The 16739-nt window shown below is 72.8% G+C and carries 15 protein-coding genes; 6 read left to right on the forward strand and 9 right to left on the reverse strand.

Annotation, left to right across the window (positions count from 1 at the left end):
• Nucleotides 1–8: 8 nt before the first annotated feature.
• The 5 genes from GA0115233_RS14355 to GA0115233_RS14375 all read right to left on the reverse strand — a co-directional run bounded on the left by GA0115233_RS14355 (nucleotide 9) and on the right by GA0115233_RS14375 (nucleotide 5248).
• Nucleotides 9–1217 (reverse strand): RNA-guided endonuclease InsQ/TnpB family protein, encoded by a 1209-nt coding sequence (locus GA0115233_RS14355; protein ID WP_093720581.1) that lies wholly within the window; start codon nucleotides 1215–1217, stop codon nucleotides 9–11.
• Nucleotides 1218–1385: 168 nt separating this feature from the next.
• Nucleotides 1386–2333, reverse strand: a complete 948-nt coding sequence (locus GA0115233_RS14360; RefSeq protein ID WP_093720582.1) for an aminoglycoside phosphotransferase family protein — start codon at nucleotides 2331–2333, stop codon at nucleotides 1386–1388.
• Between the two features lie 95 nt (nucleotides 2334–2428).
• Entirely contained in the window at nucleotides 2429–3553 is a 1125-nt protein-coding gene (locus tag GA0115233_RS14365) for an aminopeptidase P family protein (RefSeq protein WP_093720583.1), read from the reverse strand.
• 114 nt (nucleotides 3554–3667) lie between these two features.
• Nucleotides 3668–4240: a PDZ domain-containing protein gene (locus tag GA0115233_RS14370; RefSeq protein ID WP_093720584.1), complete on the reverse strand. Its 573-nt coding sequence runs from the start codon at nucleotides 4238–4240 to the stop codon at nucleotides 3668–3670.
• A 123-nt stretch (nucleotides 4241–4363) separates the two neighbouring features.
• A complete protein-coding gene (locus tag GA0115233_RS14375; RefSeq protein ID WP_093720585.1) occupies nucleotides 4364–5248 on the reverse strand; it encodes a LysR family transcriptional regulator in 885 nt (294 codons plus the stop codon).
• An 88-nt stretch (nucleotides 5249–5336) separates the two neighbouring features.
• On the opposite strand from GA0115233_RS14375, the gene GA0115233_RS14380 reads away from it, so the two are divergent.
• Nucleotides 5337–6053: a CTP synthase C-terminal region-related (seleno)protein gene (locus GA0115233_RS14380; RefSeq protein ID WP_093720586.1), complete on the forward strand. Its 717-nt coding sequence runs from the start codon at nucleotides 5337–5339 to the stop codon at nucleotides 6051–6053.
• 85 nt (nucleotides 6054–6138) lie between these two features.
• A complete protein-coding gene (locus GA0115233_RS14385; RefSeq protein ID WP_093720587.1) occupies nucleotides 6139–7668 on the forward strand; it encodes a hypothetical protein in 1530 nt (509 codons plus the stop codon).
• A gap of 4 nt (nucleotides 7669–7672) precedes the next feature.
• On the opposite strand, the gene cyc2 is transcribed toward GA0115233_RS14385, so the two are convergent.
• Complete coding sequence (gene cyc2 / locus GA0115233_RS14390) at nucleotides 7673–9844, reverse strand: germacradienol/geosmin synthase Cyc2 (RefSeq protein ID WP_093720588.1); 2172 nt, start codon at nucleotides 9842–9844, stop codon at nucleotides 7673–7675.
• A 174-nt stretch (nucleotides 9845–10018) separates the two neighbouring features.
• On the opposite strand from cyc2, the gene GA0115233_RS14395 reads away from it, so the two are divergent.
• Both GA0115233_RS14395 and GA0115233_RS14400 read left to right on the forward strand, forming a co-directional pair.
• Nucleotides 10019–10870 carry an alpha/beta fold hydrolase gene (locus tag GA0115233_RS14395; RefSeq protein WP_255310183.1) on the forward strand — a complete coding sequence of 284 codons (852 nt, stop codon included), beginning with the start codon at nucleotides 10019–10021 and terminating at the stop codon, nucleotides 10868–10870.
• Nucleotides 10867–12129: a cytochrome P450 gene (locus GA0115233_RS14400; protein WP_093720589.1), complete on the forward strand. Its 1263-nt coding sequence runs from the start codon at nucleotides 10867–10869 to the stop codon at nucleotides 12127–12129. Before GA0115233_RS14395 ends, GA0115233_RS14400 begins: the two co-directional genes overlap by 4 nt.
• Before the next feature lie 4 nt (nucleotides 12130–12133).
• On the opposite strand, the gene GA0115233_RS14405 is transcribed toward GA0115233_RS14400, so the two are convergent.
• From GA0115233_RS14405 to GA0115233_RS14415, 3 genes are all read right to left on the reverse strand, one after another.
• On the reverse strand, nucleotides 12134–13309 hold the full coding sequence (locus GA0115233_RS14405; RefSeq protein ID WP_093720590.1) for a damage-control phosphatase ARMT1 family protein: 1176 nt from the start codon (nucleotides 13307–13309) through the stop codon (nucleotides 12134–12136).
• An 18-nt stretch (nucleotides 13310–13327) separates the two neighbouring features.
• Nucleotides 13328–13993: a ScbR family autoregulator-binding transcription factor gene (locus GA0115233_RS14410; RefSeq protein ID WP_093720591.1), complete on the reverse strand. Its 666-nt coding sequence runs from the start codon at nucleotides 13991–13993 to the stop codon at nucleotides 13328–13330.
• A 73-nt stretch (nucleotides 13994–14066) separates the two neighbouring features.
• Complete coding sequence (locus GA0115233_RS14415; protein WP_093720592.1) at nucleotides 14067–14981, reverse strand: ScbA/BarX family gamma-butyrolactone biosynthesis protein; 915 nt, start codon at nucleotides 14979–14981, stop codon at nucleotides 14067–14069.
• A gap of 176 nt (nucleotides 14982–15157) precedes the next feature.
• Here GA0115233_RS14415 and GA0115233_RS14420 point away from each other — a divergent pair, with 176 nt between their 5' ends.
• Together GA0115233_RS14420 and GA0115233_RS14425 are read left to right on the forward strand one after the other, a co-directional pair.
• Nucleotides 15158–15826, forward strand: a complete 669-nt coding sequence (locus GA0115233_RS14420; protein WP_093720593.1) for a ScbR family autoregulator-binding transcription factor — start codon at nucleotides 15158–15160, stop codon at nucleotides 15824–15826.
• Nucleotides 15823–16689, forward strand: a complete 867-nt coding sequence (locus GA0115233_RS14425; protein WP_093720594.1) for an SDR family oxidoreductase — start codon at nucleotides 15823–15825, stop codon at nucleotides 16687–16689. The genes GA0115233_RS14420 and GA0115233_RS14425 overlap by 4 nt, the downstream gene beginning before the upstream one ends.
• Nucleotides 16690–16739: the final 50 nt, after the last annotated feature.

Genomic DNA, 16739 nt, shown 5'->3' on the forward strand with positions numbered 1-16739 from the left:
TCCCCGGCCTAAAGGCGGGGGATTCCAGCGGTCGCCCGCTGGGTTTCCTGCTTCACCGACGACCGCCCCGTCCGGGAGGACTCCCGGTGAGGTCTTACACCGTCTCCACAAGCAGACGCCGCCAGCCCGGCGGCCAGGATGTTGCGTGCCGCGTTCACATCGCGGTCATGCACCACGCCGCAGTCGCACGTCCACTCGCGGACGTTCAGCGGCATCCTCGCCGCGACCGTGCCACAGGCCCCGCACAGCTTGCTGGACGGGAACCAGCGGTCGGTCACGACGAGTTCGCGCCCGTACCAGGCGCACTTGTACTCCAGCATGGAGCGCAGGTCCGTCCAGGTCGCGTCCGAGATGGCGCGCGCGAGGCGGCCGTTCTTCAGCAGGTTGCGGACGGTCAGGTCCTCGATCACGACCGTTTGGTTCTCACGGACGAGCCGAGTGGACAGCTTGTGCAGGAAGTCGCGGCGCCGGTCGGCGATCCGGGCATGGACCCTGGCGACCCTGCGTCGGGCCTTCTCGCGGTTCGCCGAGCCCTTCGCCTTCCGCGACAGCTCCCGCTGCGCGCGGGCGAGGCGGGCGCGATCCCGCCGCTCGTGCCGGGGGTTGGCGATCTTCTCTCCGGTGGACAGGGTCACCAGGGAGGTGATCCCGGCGTCGATGCCGACCGCCGCCGTGGTGGCAGGCGCGGGGGTAATGGTGTCCTCGCAGAGCAGGGAGACGAACCAGCGGCCGGCCGCATCACGCGACACGGTCGCCGTGGTGGGCACCGCACCTTCGGGGAGCGGACGCGACCAGCGGATGTCCAGCGGCTCCGTCATCTTCGCCAGGGTCAGCTCCCCGTCGCGCCACTTGAACGCGGAGCGGGTGTACTCGGCCGACGCGCGGGACTTCTTCCGCGACTTGAACCGGGGGTACTTCGCCCGCTTGGCGAAGAAGTTCCCGAACGCCGTCTGAAGATGGCGCAGCGCCTGCTGGAGCGGGACCGAGGACACCTCCGTCAGGAAGGCGAGATCTTCGGTCTTCTTCCACTCCGTCAGCGCGGCCGAGGACTGCACGTAGGAGATCCGGCGCTGCTCGCCGTACCAAGCGCGCGTGCGCTCCTCCAGCGCCTTGTTGTAGACGAGGCGGACGCAGCCGAACGTGCGCGACAGCTCCGCTGCCTGCTCGTCCGTTGGGTAAATGCGGTACTTGAAAGCCCGCTTGACCTGCTGCGTCATTCCTCACATTGAATCAGCTTCCGTGTGAGAGGCGGCTGTTGGCCGGTGGTCGGAGGACGCCGGTCCGCCCTGGCGGCGAACCGGCTTTCCCTGCCCTGCTCCGCAGGAGCTTCGTTTCCTCCCCCGGCTGAAGCCGGGGGTATCCACGAAGGAAGAGCCCGATGAGCCTCAGGGGCCCTCGTCCGGGTCGTCGTCCTCGCGGAGTTCCGTGACCCGCTCCAGCAGGATCGCCTCCCAGGCCAGTTCGAGCCGCCGGCGCAGCTCCGGCAGGGGGGTGCGGCCGGGCCTGTCGAGGGCCTCGGCGAGATGGATCACGGTGTCGCAGCGGGCCAGCCACAGGCCGCGCAGACACGGGCGGGCGCCGTAGCCCGCCAGGGTGGCGGCGCGCACGGCGGCCGGGGAGCCGACCGCGCGGGCGAGACCGGCGATGTCCTCGGCGGGGTCGCCGACCACCGCGTCGGTCCAGCCGAGGACCCCGCGCACCCGTCCGTCGGCGCTCACCACGAGGTGCTCGCCGGTCAGCCCGTGGTGGACGAGGACGGCGGTGCCGGGCTGGGCGGCGAGCTGCACCGCGGCCGGCGGGGTGAGCTGGTGCAGCCGGGCCGGGTCGAACTCGTCGGCCTCGGCGAGGCGGGCGGCGGCGCGTTCGGCGGCCCGGCGCAGCGCCTCCAGGGAGCGCGGGCCGGTGCGCGGCACGCCGATCGCCTCGGCCTGCCGTACGGACACCTCGCGCAGCCCCGTGAGCAGTCCCGCGAGGTCGGCCTCTCCGACGGCGGACACGTCGTGCACCTCGGCCGAGCCGCCGGGCAGCTTGGTGTCCAGGGTGTAGGCGAGACCGGGCGCCCACTCGCCGTGCGCGACGCTGGTGGGCACCGCGACCGGCAGGTGCGGCCGGACCAGGTCGCGCAGGCGCATCTCGCGGCGCTGGCGGACGGTGCCGTCCCGGTCGGGGGCGAGGCGCAGCACATGGCGGGCGCCGACCCACCAGGTGACGGCCTCGTCGCCGGGCGCGACGGGCCGGACCTCGGGTCCCGCGGTGTCGTCCGCGCCGTCCTTGAGCAGGGAACGGACCAGTCTGCGGACCGTGTCCGCGGTGGGTGTCGGTGCCTGGGTCATGGTCGCGCCGTTGTCACTAGAGCCGGTGTTGCTGAAGCCGTTGTCACTGAAGCCGGCGCCCGGAGGAGGGGCCGGAACCGCTGCAATTGTCCTCCTCAGTCCACTATGGCCATCTCCCGGGTGGTGTTGTTCAGGCGCCTCCCCCCGTCCTCGGTGACCGTGACGATGTCCTCGATACGGACCCCGAAGCGGCCGGGCAGATAGATGCCGGGCTCCACGGAGAAGCACATGCCGGGCACCAGGGGCTGTTCCTCGCCCTCGACCATGTACGGCGGCTCGTGCGTGGTGACGCCGATGCCGTGCCCGGTGCGGTGAATGAAGTACTCGCCGTACCCGGCGTCCTCGATGACCGCGCGGGCGGCCCGGTCGATCTCCTGGCAGGCCACGCCGGGCCGTACCGCGCGGAAGCCCGCCTCCTGGGCCTCGCGCACGATGTCGTGGACCCGGCGCTCCTCCTCGGTGGGCTCGCCGACGTGGACGGTGCGGGAGGTGTCGGAGCCGTAGCCGCCGAGCAGGCCGCCGAAGTCGAGGACGACCGTGTCGCCGCGCTCGATGACCCGCTCGTCCGCCTCGTGGTGCGGGTCGGCGCCGTTCGGGCCGGAGGCGACGATGGTGAAGTCGACCTGGGAGTGCCCGTGCTCGCGCAGCAGCCGGGCCAGGTCGGCGGCGACCTCGGACTCCCTGCGCCCGGCGAAGGGCAGCCGCCGGATCTCCTCGTACGTGGCGTCCGCCGCCGCGCCCGCGGCCGCGAGGCGCTCCAGTTCCGCGGCGTCCTTCACCGCGCGGAGCATCGGCAGCGCCTCGGTGAGGGAGGCGTAGGAGGAGCCGGGCAAGGTGTGGGTGAGGCCGAGCAGATGCATGGCCCAGGCGTTGTCGCTGATCCCGAACCGGCCGCCGGGGTCCAGCAGGGCGGCGGCGACGGCGTAGGGGTCCTTGCCGTCGGTCCAGTCCCGCAGGGCCAGCGCGGGCCCGCAGGGCGCCTTGGCGGCGTCCGGGGCCTCCAGGGCGGGCACCACCAGCTCGGGGTCGCGGCCGGGGACGAGGACGAGCAGGGTGAGCCGTTCGGTGACCGGGGGCGCGTATCCGGTGAGCCACACCAGGTCGGGCCCGGGTGCGACGAGCAGACCGGCGAGCCCGGCATCACCGGCGGCCCGCGCGGCGCGCTCCATACGGGCCCGGTAGTCCTCGGCGGTGAAGGGGGCGGGCGTCGGGGTGCTCATCCGTGCCTCCCTGGACGGGTGAAGGTGACCACGGGCAGCATCCTGCCCGCACGGAGAGGGCGGCGCGAGCCGGTTGACGTTGTTTCCCCGGGGTTGTCGGGCCCGTCCGGCCCGTCAGGTCACCACGCCCGGCACCACGACGAGCTGCTGGTAGCCGCCACTGGCGTGGCGCACCGTCAAGGTGACCTCCCTGCCGGGGCGGGCCTTCGCCACCGCGCGGGCGAGGTCGGTCGCGCTGTCGACGCGGGTCCTGCCGAAGGCGAGGAGGATGTCGCCGCGCACCAGGCCCGCCGCGTAGCCGGGGCCCGGGACGTGGACGCCGACGAGCCGGGCGCCCGCCTTCTCGGCGTCCACCGCCTCCACGCCCAGCGTCGCGCGGGCGGCGCTCGCGGCCGGGGCGGGCCGGGGTCCGAGCGAGGCGGAGGGGGCGGCGTGGGCGCGGGTGCTCGCCTGCTGTGCCTGCTGGGCCTCGGCGAGTTTGCTCATCCCGATCACCGTGGCGCCGACGGTGCCGAGTCCGACGCCGGACAGCACCAGGACCGCGCCGACGAACAGCGCGAACAGGGCGGTGGTGAACCGGCGTCCGCGCCGGCGCGCGGCGCGTGGTCGCGGGGTGGGTGTCGTGCGCGGGCCGTCGCCGGGCTCCCGGCCGGGCATCGGCTTGGGGCGCAACGCGGTGTGTTCCATGGATCGCCTCCGGACGGAGAACCGCGGTCGGCCTCGGGCTGAGGGCTGCGGTCCGGCTCCGGCTGAGGACTACCCGGCGCTCCGGCGCACAACGTGCCACGAACGAGTGAGACTGACGCCCGCTCAGGAGCGGAAGTCCGGACCCTCCCCGGACGTCAGTGCGAACGCCAGCTCCTGTGCCGCGCCCCGGAGTGCGCCCGCGTGCACCAGCTCCGTGCGGTGGACGATCCGGGGCTCGGTGACCGGGACGGCGACCGCGCCGGGCACCCCGGTCGCGGCCCACCGGGGCAGCAGGGTCAGGCCGTGGCCCGCGGCGGCGAGAGCGGTGAGGGCGCGTACGTCGGCGCCCTCGTAGCGCAGGGCCGGGCGGAAGCCGTGGCCGCCGACCGCCGCGCGGAGCCGGTCGAGCGGCGGGCCCGCCCCGGGGGCGTCGAGCCAGCGGGCGTCGACGAGGTCGTGCAGGCTCAGCCCGGGACGCCGGGCCAGCGGATGGGCCGCGGGCAGCAGCACGCAGACCGGTTCCTCGCCCGCGCCGCGTGTGGTCAGCGGTGCCACGTCCGGCATCCGCAGCGGGTCGCTGGGGGCGGCGAGGCCGTCGACGAGGCCCAGGTCGGCGGTGCCGGTGGCGACGGCCGCCGGGACGCCGTCCCGGGGCAGCACCTTCAGGGTCACCCCGGCCGCCGGGAGCGCGGCCAGGACCGCCGGGCCGAGGGCGGTGGGCGCGGCGGCGAGCGTCAGCCCGCGCGGGGGCGCCGCGGCCAGCCGTACGACATCCGCGCGGGCCGCGTCCAGGCGCAGCAGCAGGGGTTCCGCGTGCTCCAGGAGGCGGGCGCCCGCCTCCGTGGGGGCGACCGGGCGGCGGGTGAGGAGCGGGGCGCCGAGGTCCTGTTCGAGGGCCGCGATGTGCTGGGACACCGCCGACTGGGTGTAGCCGAGTGCGCGGGCGGCCTCGGAGAAGGAGGCGAGGCGGGCGACGGTGACGTAGGTGCGCAGCAGGTGCGGGTCCATGGCGACCAGGATGACATCAGCTCTGCTTATCGGAAGTGCAGGGATCATCGTTGGACGTGAACTCGCGACGGCGCCCAGGATGAACGCCATGACCGAGCCCCTCGCGCGGGTCGCCCTGGTCGGCGACCGCTCCCCCAATGTCGTGTCCCACACCCGGCTGCCTCTCCTCCTCGACGCGCTCGCCGACCGGGAGCGGCTGCTCCTCGACGCGTACTGGGTCCCCTCCTGGCAGGCCGCCGCCGGGCCCGGTGCCGTGGACGGCTTCGACGCGGTGTGGGTGGTACCGGGCAGCCCGTACCGCAGCGAGGCCGGGGTGCTCCGGGCGATCCGCGCCGCACGTGAGGGGGGCATCCCCTTCCTCGGGACGTGCGGCGGCTTCCAGCACACGCTGCTGGAGTACGCCCGCGAGGTCTGCGGGCTGACCGGCGCCGCCCACGCGGAGAACGACCCGGACGCCGCCGACCCGCTGATCGAGCCGCTGGCCTGCTCGCTGGTGGGTCACGAGGGCGCGGTGCTCGTGGAGCCGGACTCGCTCGCGCGGTCGGTGATCGGCGCGGAACGGACCGTCGAGCGCTACTTCTGCGCCTACGGCGCCACCCGCCACCTCGACACCCTGACCGCGCACGGACTGCGCTTCTCGGGGCACGACGAGGACGGCCACGTCCGCATCGCCGAACTGCCGGACCACCCCTTCTTCCTGGCCTCCCTCTTCCAGCCGGAACTGTCCGGCGACGGCTCCCGCCCGCACCGGATGGTCTCGGCGTGGGCCAGGGCGGCGGTGGAACGGGCGCGCGGCCGGAGGTGAGGCCGAGGGCCGGACCAGCAGGCCGGCGGGGGTGACAGTGGACGGCCCAGGGTCACTGTCAGTGGGGGCTGTTACGTTCTGTGACATGACCGACGACGCGCTGCGCACCCTGCGCCAGAACCCACGCCTGGCCGACCTGGCCGCGTTCCCGTTCGACTTCGACCTGAGCCGGGCCGAGCACGGCGAGCCGGTCCGCCTGGCCTCGGGCGCGCCGATCGAGGCCGTGGCGGGAGACGGGGCGGGCGGCACGTATTTCGTGTGCGCGGGCGGCCCGATGCTCTACGCCGACTCCGAGGGCCGGGCCGGGATCATCGGCTCCACTGCCGACGAGGCGCTCCAGGTGGTGCTGGGCCTGCCGTGCTGGTTCGACTTCGTGGACCTGTCGCCTGGGGACGGCGCGGAGGTGATCCTCGCGCGGGCCGCGCAGGCGCTCCGCGAGGACGACCGCTTCGAGGCGGCCCGCGCCGAACTGCGCGCCGCGCTGGGCTTCCCCGACCGCTCCCCGGTGGAGCTGGTGGCCCTGCTGCACTCCGCGCTTCTGCGCACGGAACCCGACTTCGTGCTGCTCAACGACGAGGAGGGCGGGGCCTACGACCTGCTGGACCCGCATCCGCGCCCGCCCCTGTGGGAGCCGGTGCTGGCACAGGGCCGCGCGGATCTGGCCCTGCTGCGCACGGGCGACCGCGCCGACCGGGACGCGGTCGCCGATGACCCGGTACGGCGCCGACTCGCCCTGCGGGCCGCGCAGTTCGACCGTGCCGAGGGCGACGGAGACTGGCTGCGGCAGTTGCTGCGCCGGGAGGCGGAGTCGTCGATGACGGACGAACTCCGGCTCGCCGCCGTCCTCGTGGGGCGGTACGGGGACGTCGCCGACCTGCCCCTGCTGCACGAGGTCCGTGAGACCGACTTCGACACGCACTGCGGGCTCAGCGAGATGCCCGAGCCGGGCGCGGACGCCGCCGAACTGCTGCGCTGGGCCGAGGAGCTGGACGAGTGGATGTTCGGCTCCGATCCGGACGACGAGCCCCTGTCCCTGTGGACCGGGCTCGCCCTGGACCAGGGCATGACGGAACTGGCCCGAGTCCCGCTGATCCGCGCGCTGGACGAGATCTTCCTGGACCAGAGCAGGCTCCGGCGGACCGACGATCCGAGCCGCCTGGACACCTCCGAGCTCAGCTGGCTGGCCACCGAGTTGGAACGAGCGGGCGATCTCGGGCAGGCGCTACGCGCCCGCCGTCTGTATGCCTCCCTCCAGGAGACGGCGTGGGACCGGATATCGGCCCTGCGCGACCAGGCCCGGCTGGAGCGGGAGGACGGGCAACTCCCGCGAGCCGTGCGCTCGCTGGCCTCGATACGCGCCATCCTGGCCGACCCCGGCGACGACTCCCTGACGCACTGGGACCGCGTCAACCACAGCCGGTTCACCGTCGAGGAGCACTACGCCCTCACCCGGGCCCTCGCCGACGCCGGTCTCATCGAGGAGGCCGGCGCACTGCTCGCCGCGGCGGACGCGATGCTCGGCGGGCTCTCGGGGCAGGGACTGGAGCGCCTGCGAGAGCTCGCCGAGGAGACCGCCGAACGGGTCCGGGACCCCCGGGACGTCGATCCGGCCTGAGCACTCAGCCCAGGGACACCGACACCCCCGCCGCCGGTGCCCGGTCGGGCAGGAAGCCGTGGGCGCGGCGGGCCAGGTAGTCGGGCTTGTAGCGGTCGACCTCGCGGTGCCAGTTCAGGATGCCCGCCATCCAGTTCTGCAGATCGCTGACGTAGGTGGCCATCGCGTCGCGTGCTTCCTCGGAGAGCTGGAAGTCGTCGTACACCACGGGCAGTTCGTGCGCGACGACGTGTTCGAACTGCTGCATCCGCTGGGTCATCAGGTCGTGCACGACGGCGAGCGCGGCGGGGTAGTCGCAGCCGAAGAAGTTCTGCACGACGAGGATGAGGTTGTGCACCTCGCCCTCGTACTGGACCTCCTTCTGGTACGAGAAGACGTCGTTGATGAGGCAGCCGTAGTCCATGGCGGCGTTCTCCAGGGAGCGCACCGGGCCGCTGCGGTACACCTCCGGGGGCACCGCCGGACCGTGGCCCATGCGGCACATCGCCATGGTGAGGTCGGAGCCGAAGGTGGACCGGCGCATCTCCAGGTAGTCCACCGGGTCCGGGACGCGGTTGAGGAACTGGTTGTGCAGCTCCCACAGCCAGCTCTCGGTCATGGAGTTGACCGCGTCCTTGAAGGTGCGCCGCTGTTCGGGCGTCATCCTCGCCGTCGTGCGGGTCCACAGGTCGATCAGCGCGCGTTCCATGGCGTTGGACGGGACGAGGGGGACCTCCCCGCCGTCGACGGGCATACAGGCGGCCAGCCGCTCGGTGGTGAGCTTGGCGGCGGCCAGGTCGCGGCGGTGACCGAAGACGAGGGGGTAGTAGTCGTCGCCGTAGGTGCCCCAGCAGAGCCAGTGGGCGCTGAGGTCGAGGGCCTCCTCGGTGGCGTCGGGGTCCAGGCCCGCCGAGCACAGGGCGAGATCGGCGGCGTCGAGCCGGTCCTCGTCCCAGACGCCCTCCTGCAGGATGCCCATGCGGTGCGACCACTCCACGAGCCGCTGCCGGGCGCCCGGCAGATGCGGGCACAGCTCCACCTGGAAGGGCATGTAGAAGTCGGGGATCTGGGACGGTCCGACCTGCTGGTAGGGCACATGGGTGTGGGCGCGCAGGCGTTCGGAGCCGGCCGAGGCGAGCAGGGCGCCGATGTCGGCGGCGGAGGTGCCGGGGCCGGTGAGTCCGTGCCAGGGCCGGTCGGTGCGGGCGCGTTCGTTCATGTACCGGCTGGAGCGCATGTGCCATTCGTGGCCGCCGGACTGCCAGTCCTGCAGGCCCTGGGTGTAGGCGGCGACAGCGGCGATCTCGTCCGGGGTCAGGCCCTTCTCCAGGGCGAGCGCGGGGACCTCGGTGAGGGCGGTGTGCTCGAACTGGTGGAGCCGGGAGGTGAGGACGTCGTTCACCATGTCGGCCGCCTCCTGGGTGGTGCAGCCGAAGAAGGTCTCCAGGACCAGCACACCGTTGCTGAGTTCGCCCTCGTCCTCCACCTCGCGCTGGTAGGAGAACAGGTCGTTGCGCAGGTGCACGGCGTCGGAGAAGGTCTCCATCAGCACCCGCATCGGCCGGGAGCCGGAGACGGCGGCGGGCACCTCGGCCCGCGCGTACTCCACCAGACCGGCGGACCAGGGGGCGCCGCCCACCTTGCGGCGCATCTCGATGTACTCGACGGGGTTGGCGATCCGCCCCTCGTTGATGTTGGACAGCTCCCACATCGACTCGTTGAGCAGGTGCTCGGTGGCGACGGCGAAGCGGCGGCGCCAGTCGGCGGACATGGCCGGGACGGTGCGCTTCCACAGGTCGGCGAGTCCGGCCTCCACCGGGTTCTCCGGCTCGGGCATCGCGGTGGCCGGGTCCATCGGCATGAACAGGGCGAGCCGGTCGAGGTGGGCCTTGCCGGCGGCGCGGTCCTGGGTCCGCTTGTACATGTCCAGGAAGTGGTCGTCGAAGAAGAAGACCCACACGTACCAGTCGGTGATCAGCGACAGGGCGGGGCCGTCGCACTCGGGATGGGTGTAGGCGCAGAGCAGGCCGTAGTCGTGTGCTTCGAGGTCGGACTGCTCCCAGATCCCGGAGCCCTCCAGCATGCCCATCTCGCGCGCCCACGCCGTCGAGTGGGCCCGGGCCTCGTCGACGTGCGGGTTGAGCCGCGCGGGATACGGCATGTAGAAGTGCGGGAGTTCGAAGGGCTGCTGCGTCATGGCCGGGCACTACCCGGGGCCCCGGGCGGGCATCCGTACGCCGGGACATGATCACACCATCGCGTGAAACCGACGGAAACCGGCCAACTCCGCATGCGTACTGTGGTGTTCCGGTTACGGTCCGCCGCGCCGGGTGCTCTTGCCGAGGCCCGGCGGTGGCGCCACCGTGTTCGCATGACCTCCTTCACGCTCCCCCATGAGCTGCACGGCGACGGTGCCCACAAGGTGTTCGCGGTGCACGGCTGGTTCGCGGACCGGTCGGCGTACGCGAGCGTCCTGCCGGACCTCGACGTCCTGTCCTTCACCTACGCGCTGGTCGATCTGCGCGGGTACGGCGAGGCGAAGGACGCTGCGGGGGCGTATACGACGGCCGAGGCGGCCCAGGATCTGCTGGAGCTGGCCGACCGGCTCGGCTGGGAGCGTTTCTCGGTCGTCGGGCACTCGATGGGCGGCTCGGTCGCCCAGCGGCTGCTGGCGCTGGCGCCCGAGCGGCTGCGGCGGATCGTGGGGGTCTCCCCGGTGCCCGCCTCGGGGCTGCCGCTCCCGGCGGAGCAGTGGGAGCTGTTCGCGGACGCGGCGCACCTGCCGGAGAACCGCCGCGCGATCATCGACTTCACCACGGGCGGGGTGCGGCCCGCGGCCTGGCTGGAGCGCATGGTGGCCCGTTCGCTGGCGGTGAGCGACCCGAAGGCGTTCCGGGCCTGGCTGGACTCCTGGGCCGGGGAGGACTTCCACACCGAGGTGGCGGGTGCCCGGGTGCCCGCCCTGGCCTTGGCGGGGCGGCTCGATCCCGCGCTGTCGGCGGGCCTGCTGCGGGAGACCTGGCGGCGCTGGTACCCGTACGGCGAGGTGCGGGAGCTCGCCGGGGCCGGGCACTACGCCATGGACGAGTCCCCGCTGGAGCTGATCCAGGTGGTGGAGGCGTTCCTGGACGCGGACGACGGGGACGACACCGACGACCTGGACGAGTTGAACGACCTGGACTACGCGGACGGGTCCTGGGCGGCCGAGGGTGAGCAGGCGTGACCGTCCGGCCGTCCCCGTCCGCCCCCGATGTCTTCGATCCCCGGCAGTACGCCGAAGGCGTGCCCTACGCCGCCTACCGCGTCCTGCGCGACCACTACCCCGTGTCCTGGCAGGAGGAGCCCGAGGTGCTGGGCTGGCCTGCCGGGCAGGGGTTCTGGGCGGTGACCCGGCACGCGGACGTGGTGCGGGTGCTGAAGGACGCGCTGACGTACTCCTCCCACCTGGGCGCCACCCAGATCCGCGACCCCGATCCGGAGGACCTGCCGTTCATCCGGCGCATGATGCTCAATCAGGACCCGCCTCAGCACGGCAGGTTACGCCGCCTGGTGAGCCGGGCGTTCACCCCGAAGCGCATCGACCGGTTCACCGCGCTCGCCGGGAAGCGCGCCCGGCACCTGTTCGCGCAGGCCCTGGAGACCGCCCGGGAGCAGGACGGCACCGTCGATCTGGTCACCGCCGTCACCGACGACTACGCCCTGCTCAATCTGGCCGATCTGCTGGGCGTCCCGGAACGCGACCGCAAACTGCTGCTGCACTGGACGCAGCGGGTGATCGGCTACCAGGATCCCGACGAGTCCGGGCCGACGGTGCGCGACGCGGCGGGCCGGCCGGTCAATCCGCGCTCCCCGGCGATGCTGCGGGACATGTTCGACTACGCCGGTGAACTGGCCGTCTACAAGCGGCGGTACCCGGCCGACGACGTGATGACCATCCTCGCGCACGACGCCGAACTGACCGCCCCCGAGCTGGAGATGTTCTTCTTCCTGCTCACGGTCGCGGGCAACGACACCGTGCGCGCCGCCGCCCCGGGCGGTCTGCTGGCGCTGGCCGAGCACCCGCGGTGGTACGCGCGACTGCGCGCGGAGGAGGTCGAACTGGACCCGGCGGTGGACGAGTTGCTGCGCTGGCACCCGCCGGTGCTGACCTTCCGCCGGACCGCCGCCGTCGACACCGAGCTGGCCGGGCAGCCAATCCGGGCCGGGGACAAGGTCGTGGTCTTCCACGCCTCCGCCAACCGCGACGAGCGGGTGTTCGCGGAGCCGGACCGGCTCGACCCGACCCGTTCCCCGAACCCGCACGTCTCCTTCGGCGACGGTCCGCACGTCTGCCTGGGCGCGCACTTCGCGCGGCTCCAACTGCGGGTGCTGTACCGGGAGTCGCTGCGGGCCCTGCCGGTCCTGCGCACCGCCGGTCCGCCCGTGCGGCTGGTGTCGAACTTCATCAACGGCATCAAGTCGCTGCCGGTCGAGGTGGAGTGAGCGTTCAGCCACGCACCTGGATCAGGGCGTGGCTGCCGCTGGTGCGCCAGCTCTCCTGCTCCGCGGCGGTCAGGGCGGCCACCGTGTCCGGGTCGAGGCCGGTGATCACCTCGGACTTGAGGGTGCGCAGGGCGGCCACGGGGCCGGGGAAGTAGGCGGTGACGTCGGAGAAGGGGGTGGTCGGGGGCCAGCGGCGGTCGCCCACCAGGCGACGGTAGTTGAGGTCGCCCTTGAGGATCGTGACCGTGGCCCCTGCCAGTTCCGCGCGCAGGTCGTCGGGCATCTCCTCGTAGGGCAGGGGCGCGCAGGAGAAGGGGTGGGCGCGGATCGTGAGCCGTCCGTCGGTGAGCGCCGCCCACAGGGTGTCGCCGTACGCCCGTGCCGCGCCCGGCGCCTGCCCGAGCCGCCGCACGGCGTCGAGGACGTCGGCGGGGGTCGCGTCGGAGACGAAGTACGGGTAAGGCTTGACGTGCAGGACGGCGCGCGCCACCCGCCCCCGGTCGAGGAGATGGGCGATCAGCAGGAGGTCGGGGACGAGTTCGCGGCCCGCGTTGTCGGCGATCAGACAGAGCAGCGGGGCGGTCCGGCCGGGCGGCAGCAGGGACCACAGGGCGCCGCTGTCGTCGGCGACCAGCGGAGGGGTGCCGGAGGGGCTCGTACCGTCGGCGGTGGAGAGCCGGAAGCCGAGGTCGGCGCGGTTGCCCCACAGGGAGCCGTGCAGCAGGGCCCGGTCCCGCTCGTCGGGCGACAGTGCGGCGAGGTCGTCCAGCGCGGCCAGTTCCTCGTCCGTCTCCGGGGAGTCCAGCTCGGCCAGCTTGGCGGGGCGGAAGGGGTCGATGCCCTGCCAGGCGCCGGAGGTGAAGTAGCCGGTGGCTTCGAGGAGCCGGCGGTAGAAGTAGCTCTCCGCCCACAGCCAGGGGGCGTCGGTCCAGGGTTGGCCCGTGTGGTCGGCGATGCCCCAGTCCTGCCACCGGTTCCGGTCGTGGGCGCCGTCGGGGAGCGGTTCGACGACGCCCTTGGTGCACTCGTGCAGCAGCGCGTCGAGTGCGGCGCGCTGCCCGGGGCCGTACGGGACCGCCGCGCGCACCTGCTCGATGATCGCGGGGTGCCGCTCGGTCAGCACGGTGTGCGGGAAGGAGCCGGGTGCGTCGCCGAGGATCACGGGCGGGGTGTCGTCCATGCGGCGACCGTATCGCGGTCACCCGACGGCTTCCCGCTGACTCAGCCGCACCTCCCGTTCCAGCTGGGTGGCGAGGGTGAGGTAGCGGGGGCGGCGGGGCACCGGGACCATGCCGCGGATCAGGACGTGCCACATCTCGGCGAGCCTGCGGGGCTGGCGGACGACCGGCTCGACGGAGCGGCCGACGATGCGGGTGCCGACGAAGAAGCAGACCAGGGAGTGGGCCGCCGCGTCGATGTCGACGTCCGGATGGAGGTCCGACTCCTTGACCGCGCCGACGAGTTTGCGGGTGGCGATGTCCAGCCACTCCGCGAACGGGTGCTGCATCGGCGCCTTCACCGGGACCGGCCCGGTGGCCAGCCGGAGTCCGGCCCGCGGGATCGGGCCCTCCACCGACAGCCGGGTGATGCCGAACATGGTGCGCATCAGCGTCTCCAGGGAGGAGTAGCCGCGCGACTCCATCTCGCAGGCGATCTGACGGGACGCCTGGGACTGCAGCTCCATGATCGCGTGGGCGAGGTCCTCCTTCGCCGCGAAGTGGAAGTACAGGGCGCCCTTGGTGACTTGGGCGTGTTCGACGATGTCGCTCAGACTGGTCGACTCGTAGCCGCGACGATCGAACAGGTCAGCGGCAGCGGTGATGATCGTCGCGCGGGTCTGTTCTGCGCGTAACTGCCTCGCCATCGGCTCGACTCTCTCCTGGGCCGGGAAAAGAACGGGTCATGCCGTTTGTTTTCTGCTCCCCGAACACCATAGCTCACTGCGCGACCGTGCCTACCCCGCATGCGAAGACTGCCGAGTCCCCTTGCACACCGAGGACTTGGACCAGCCCCTCGGGGCCGGGCGCCACCTCTATCCACGTGGGCAGGTCCAGTTCGGCATACCGGTCGAAGGTCGCGTGGAACGACATCGGGACGCGCCGCCCGCCGTGCGCGACCCGGGCCGCCTGACCGGCCGCCTCCAGGAGCAGCATCCCCGGCACATGGTCGAGAGGATGGTCGAAAAAAACGGGATGCGCGGTATCCACTCGCAGCTGCCAGCGGTCCCGGCGGTCACCGGGAGCCAGCACGACATCGCCGGGGACCGTGCGGCCGACGGCCTCGGGCGCGAGCCCCGGCGGCAGGGGCAGCGGGGTGACGTTCTGCGGCGTACGGCCGCCGCGCAGCCTGCGGTAGACGGGGTCGCTGGTCCAGGACGCGGCGAAGTACGCGCTCCCGACCTGCGTGTTCTCCAGGAAAACGGCCGCTTCGACGTCGAAGGCGGTGACCTTCCCGGCCCGCCTGCGGATGTCGAGGATGCTGATGTCGACCTCCGGTTCGGCGGGCAGGGAGCCCACCCGGAGGTGCTCGGGACGGGTACTGACGCGCAGCTCCTGGAGCACGAACCGGTGGCCCAGCGGTACGTCGTACTCGGTGTGCGCGATCAGGGTGCCGCCCTGGCGGACTGTTTCGGTGACGAGCAGCGGCTCGTATGCGGTACGGTCGCTCGACACATGCAACTGGTGGGCTCGCGGCCACTGCGCGGTCACCCTGAACCGGTCGGTCCCGATGCGGCTCCAGCCGGTCAGGAGGGTCTCGGCGACGGCCGCGCGGTGGACCAGCTCGCGGGGAACGGTGGCCGTGAGCGCCTCGGACGCCGTCGGGAAATCGGCGAGTTGCGGCAATTGAGGCATGTCTCTCCCTGGCTCCCCCGACAGTGTTGACAGACGGCGAGGTGCCCGTGCCGTGAGCGCTAGAGTACGAGCCGACCGGTTTGTTTTCAATGAGACCAGGGTGACCAGGACCGGGTGCGCCTCCGGGCCCTCGCACCATGGCCATCCCGTCAACTCGGCGCAACGGAGGGGCCCTTATGGCGAAGCAGGAACGCGCCATCAGGACGCGCAGAGCGATCCTGGAAGCCGCGGGGGCGGTGTTCGACGAGCACGGCTACGCCTCGACGACGATCTCCATGGTGCTGGAGCGGGCCGAAGTCACCAAGGGCGCCCTGTACTTCCACTTCCCCTCCAAGGAGTCCCTCGCCCAGGCCGTCCTGGACGAGCAGGTGCCGTTCGGCGCGGTGCCGCCGCAGCCCTGCAAGCTCCAGGAGATCGTGGACATGAGCTTCGTCTACGGGCGGCGGCTGCTGAACAACCCTCTGCTGCAGGGCAGTGTGCGGCTCACCGTGGACCAGGCCACCCCGCCCGGTGTCGACCACTCCGGGCCGTTCCGGCAGTGGGCGGACCATGTCGTGGAACTGCTCGAAGAGGCCGACAAGCAGGGTGAGTTGCTGCCCACGGTGGTGCCGCGGGACACGGTGGAGCTGCTGGTCGGCTCGTTCGCCGGGATCCAGTTGATGTCGCGGGCGCTGACCGGGCGGGCGGATCTCGGCCACCGGCTGTCGGTGATGTGGGCGCACGTCCTGCCGAGCATCGCGGTGCCGGGGCTGATCGGCAGGCTCGACACCGCGCCGGACCGGGGTGCGCGCATCCTCGCCCTGCTCGGCGAGGAGGACGAGCCGATGCGGAGGGCCGAACCATGATCCTGCTCACCGGCGCGACCGGCACCGTCGGCTCGCTCGCCGTGCGCCGGCTGCGCGGTGCCGCTCCGCTGCGGCTGCTGACCCGCCGCCCCGACCGGGCCGCGGACCTGGCCGGACCGGGGGTGGAGGTGGTGGGCGGCGACTTCGACGATCCGGCGAGTCTGCGCCGGGCGCTGACCGGGGTGACCTCCGCGCTGCTGGTCACCGCCAACCCGCTCACGCACGCCCATGACGAGCACTTCCTGGCGGCGGCGCGCGCGTGCGGGGTCCGCCATGTGGTGAAGCTGTCCGCGCTCGCGGTCACCGACCCGGGCGCCACCGACCTGATCACGACCTGGCAGCGCGGCAATGAGCAACTGCTGGCCGATTCCGGGCTGTTGTGGACGTCGCTGCGGCCGCGCGCCTTCATGTCCAACACGCTCGGCTGGGCCATCTCCATCCGCGCGGAGGGTGTCGTACGGGCCGCCTGCGGCAACGCTGTCAACGCCACCGTCGACCCCCGGGACATCGCGGAGGTGGCGGCCCTGACGCTCCTGGCGCCCGAGGCGCACGCCGGGCGGGCCTACCCGCTCACCGGGCCGGAGGCGATCAGCCCCGTGGAGCAGACGAAGATCCTCGGTGATCTGCTCCAACGCCCTTTGGTCTTCGAGGAGTTGACGGAACAAGAGGCGCGGCGCCGGTTGCTCGTGCGCTATCCCGCGCCGATCGCCGAGGCGCTCGCCGAGAGCGCGTCCCGGGGCCGGGCCGGGGCGAAGTCGGAGGTGGACCCGACCGTCGCCGAGCTGCTGGGGCGGCCCGCCGGGAGCTACCGGCAGTGGGCGCTGGGCCGACTGGACGCCTTCCGCGCCGACGCCGGCACATGACGACGGGCCGGCCGATGCCCCATCCGCACCGGCCGACCCGCCCGCTCATG

The organism is Streptomyces sp. DI166, from assembly GCF_900091315.1.
GTDB lineage: Bacteria > Actinomycetota > Actinomycetes > Streptomycetales > Streptomycetaceae > Streptomyces > Streptomyces fuscus.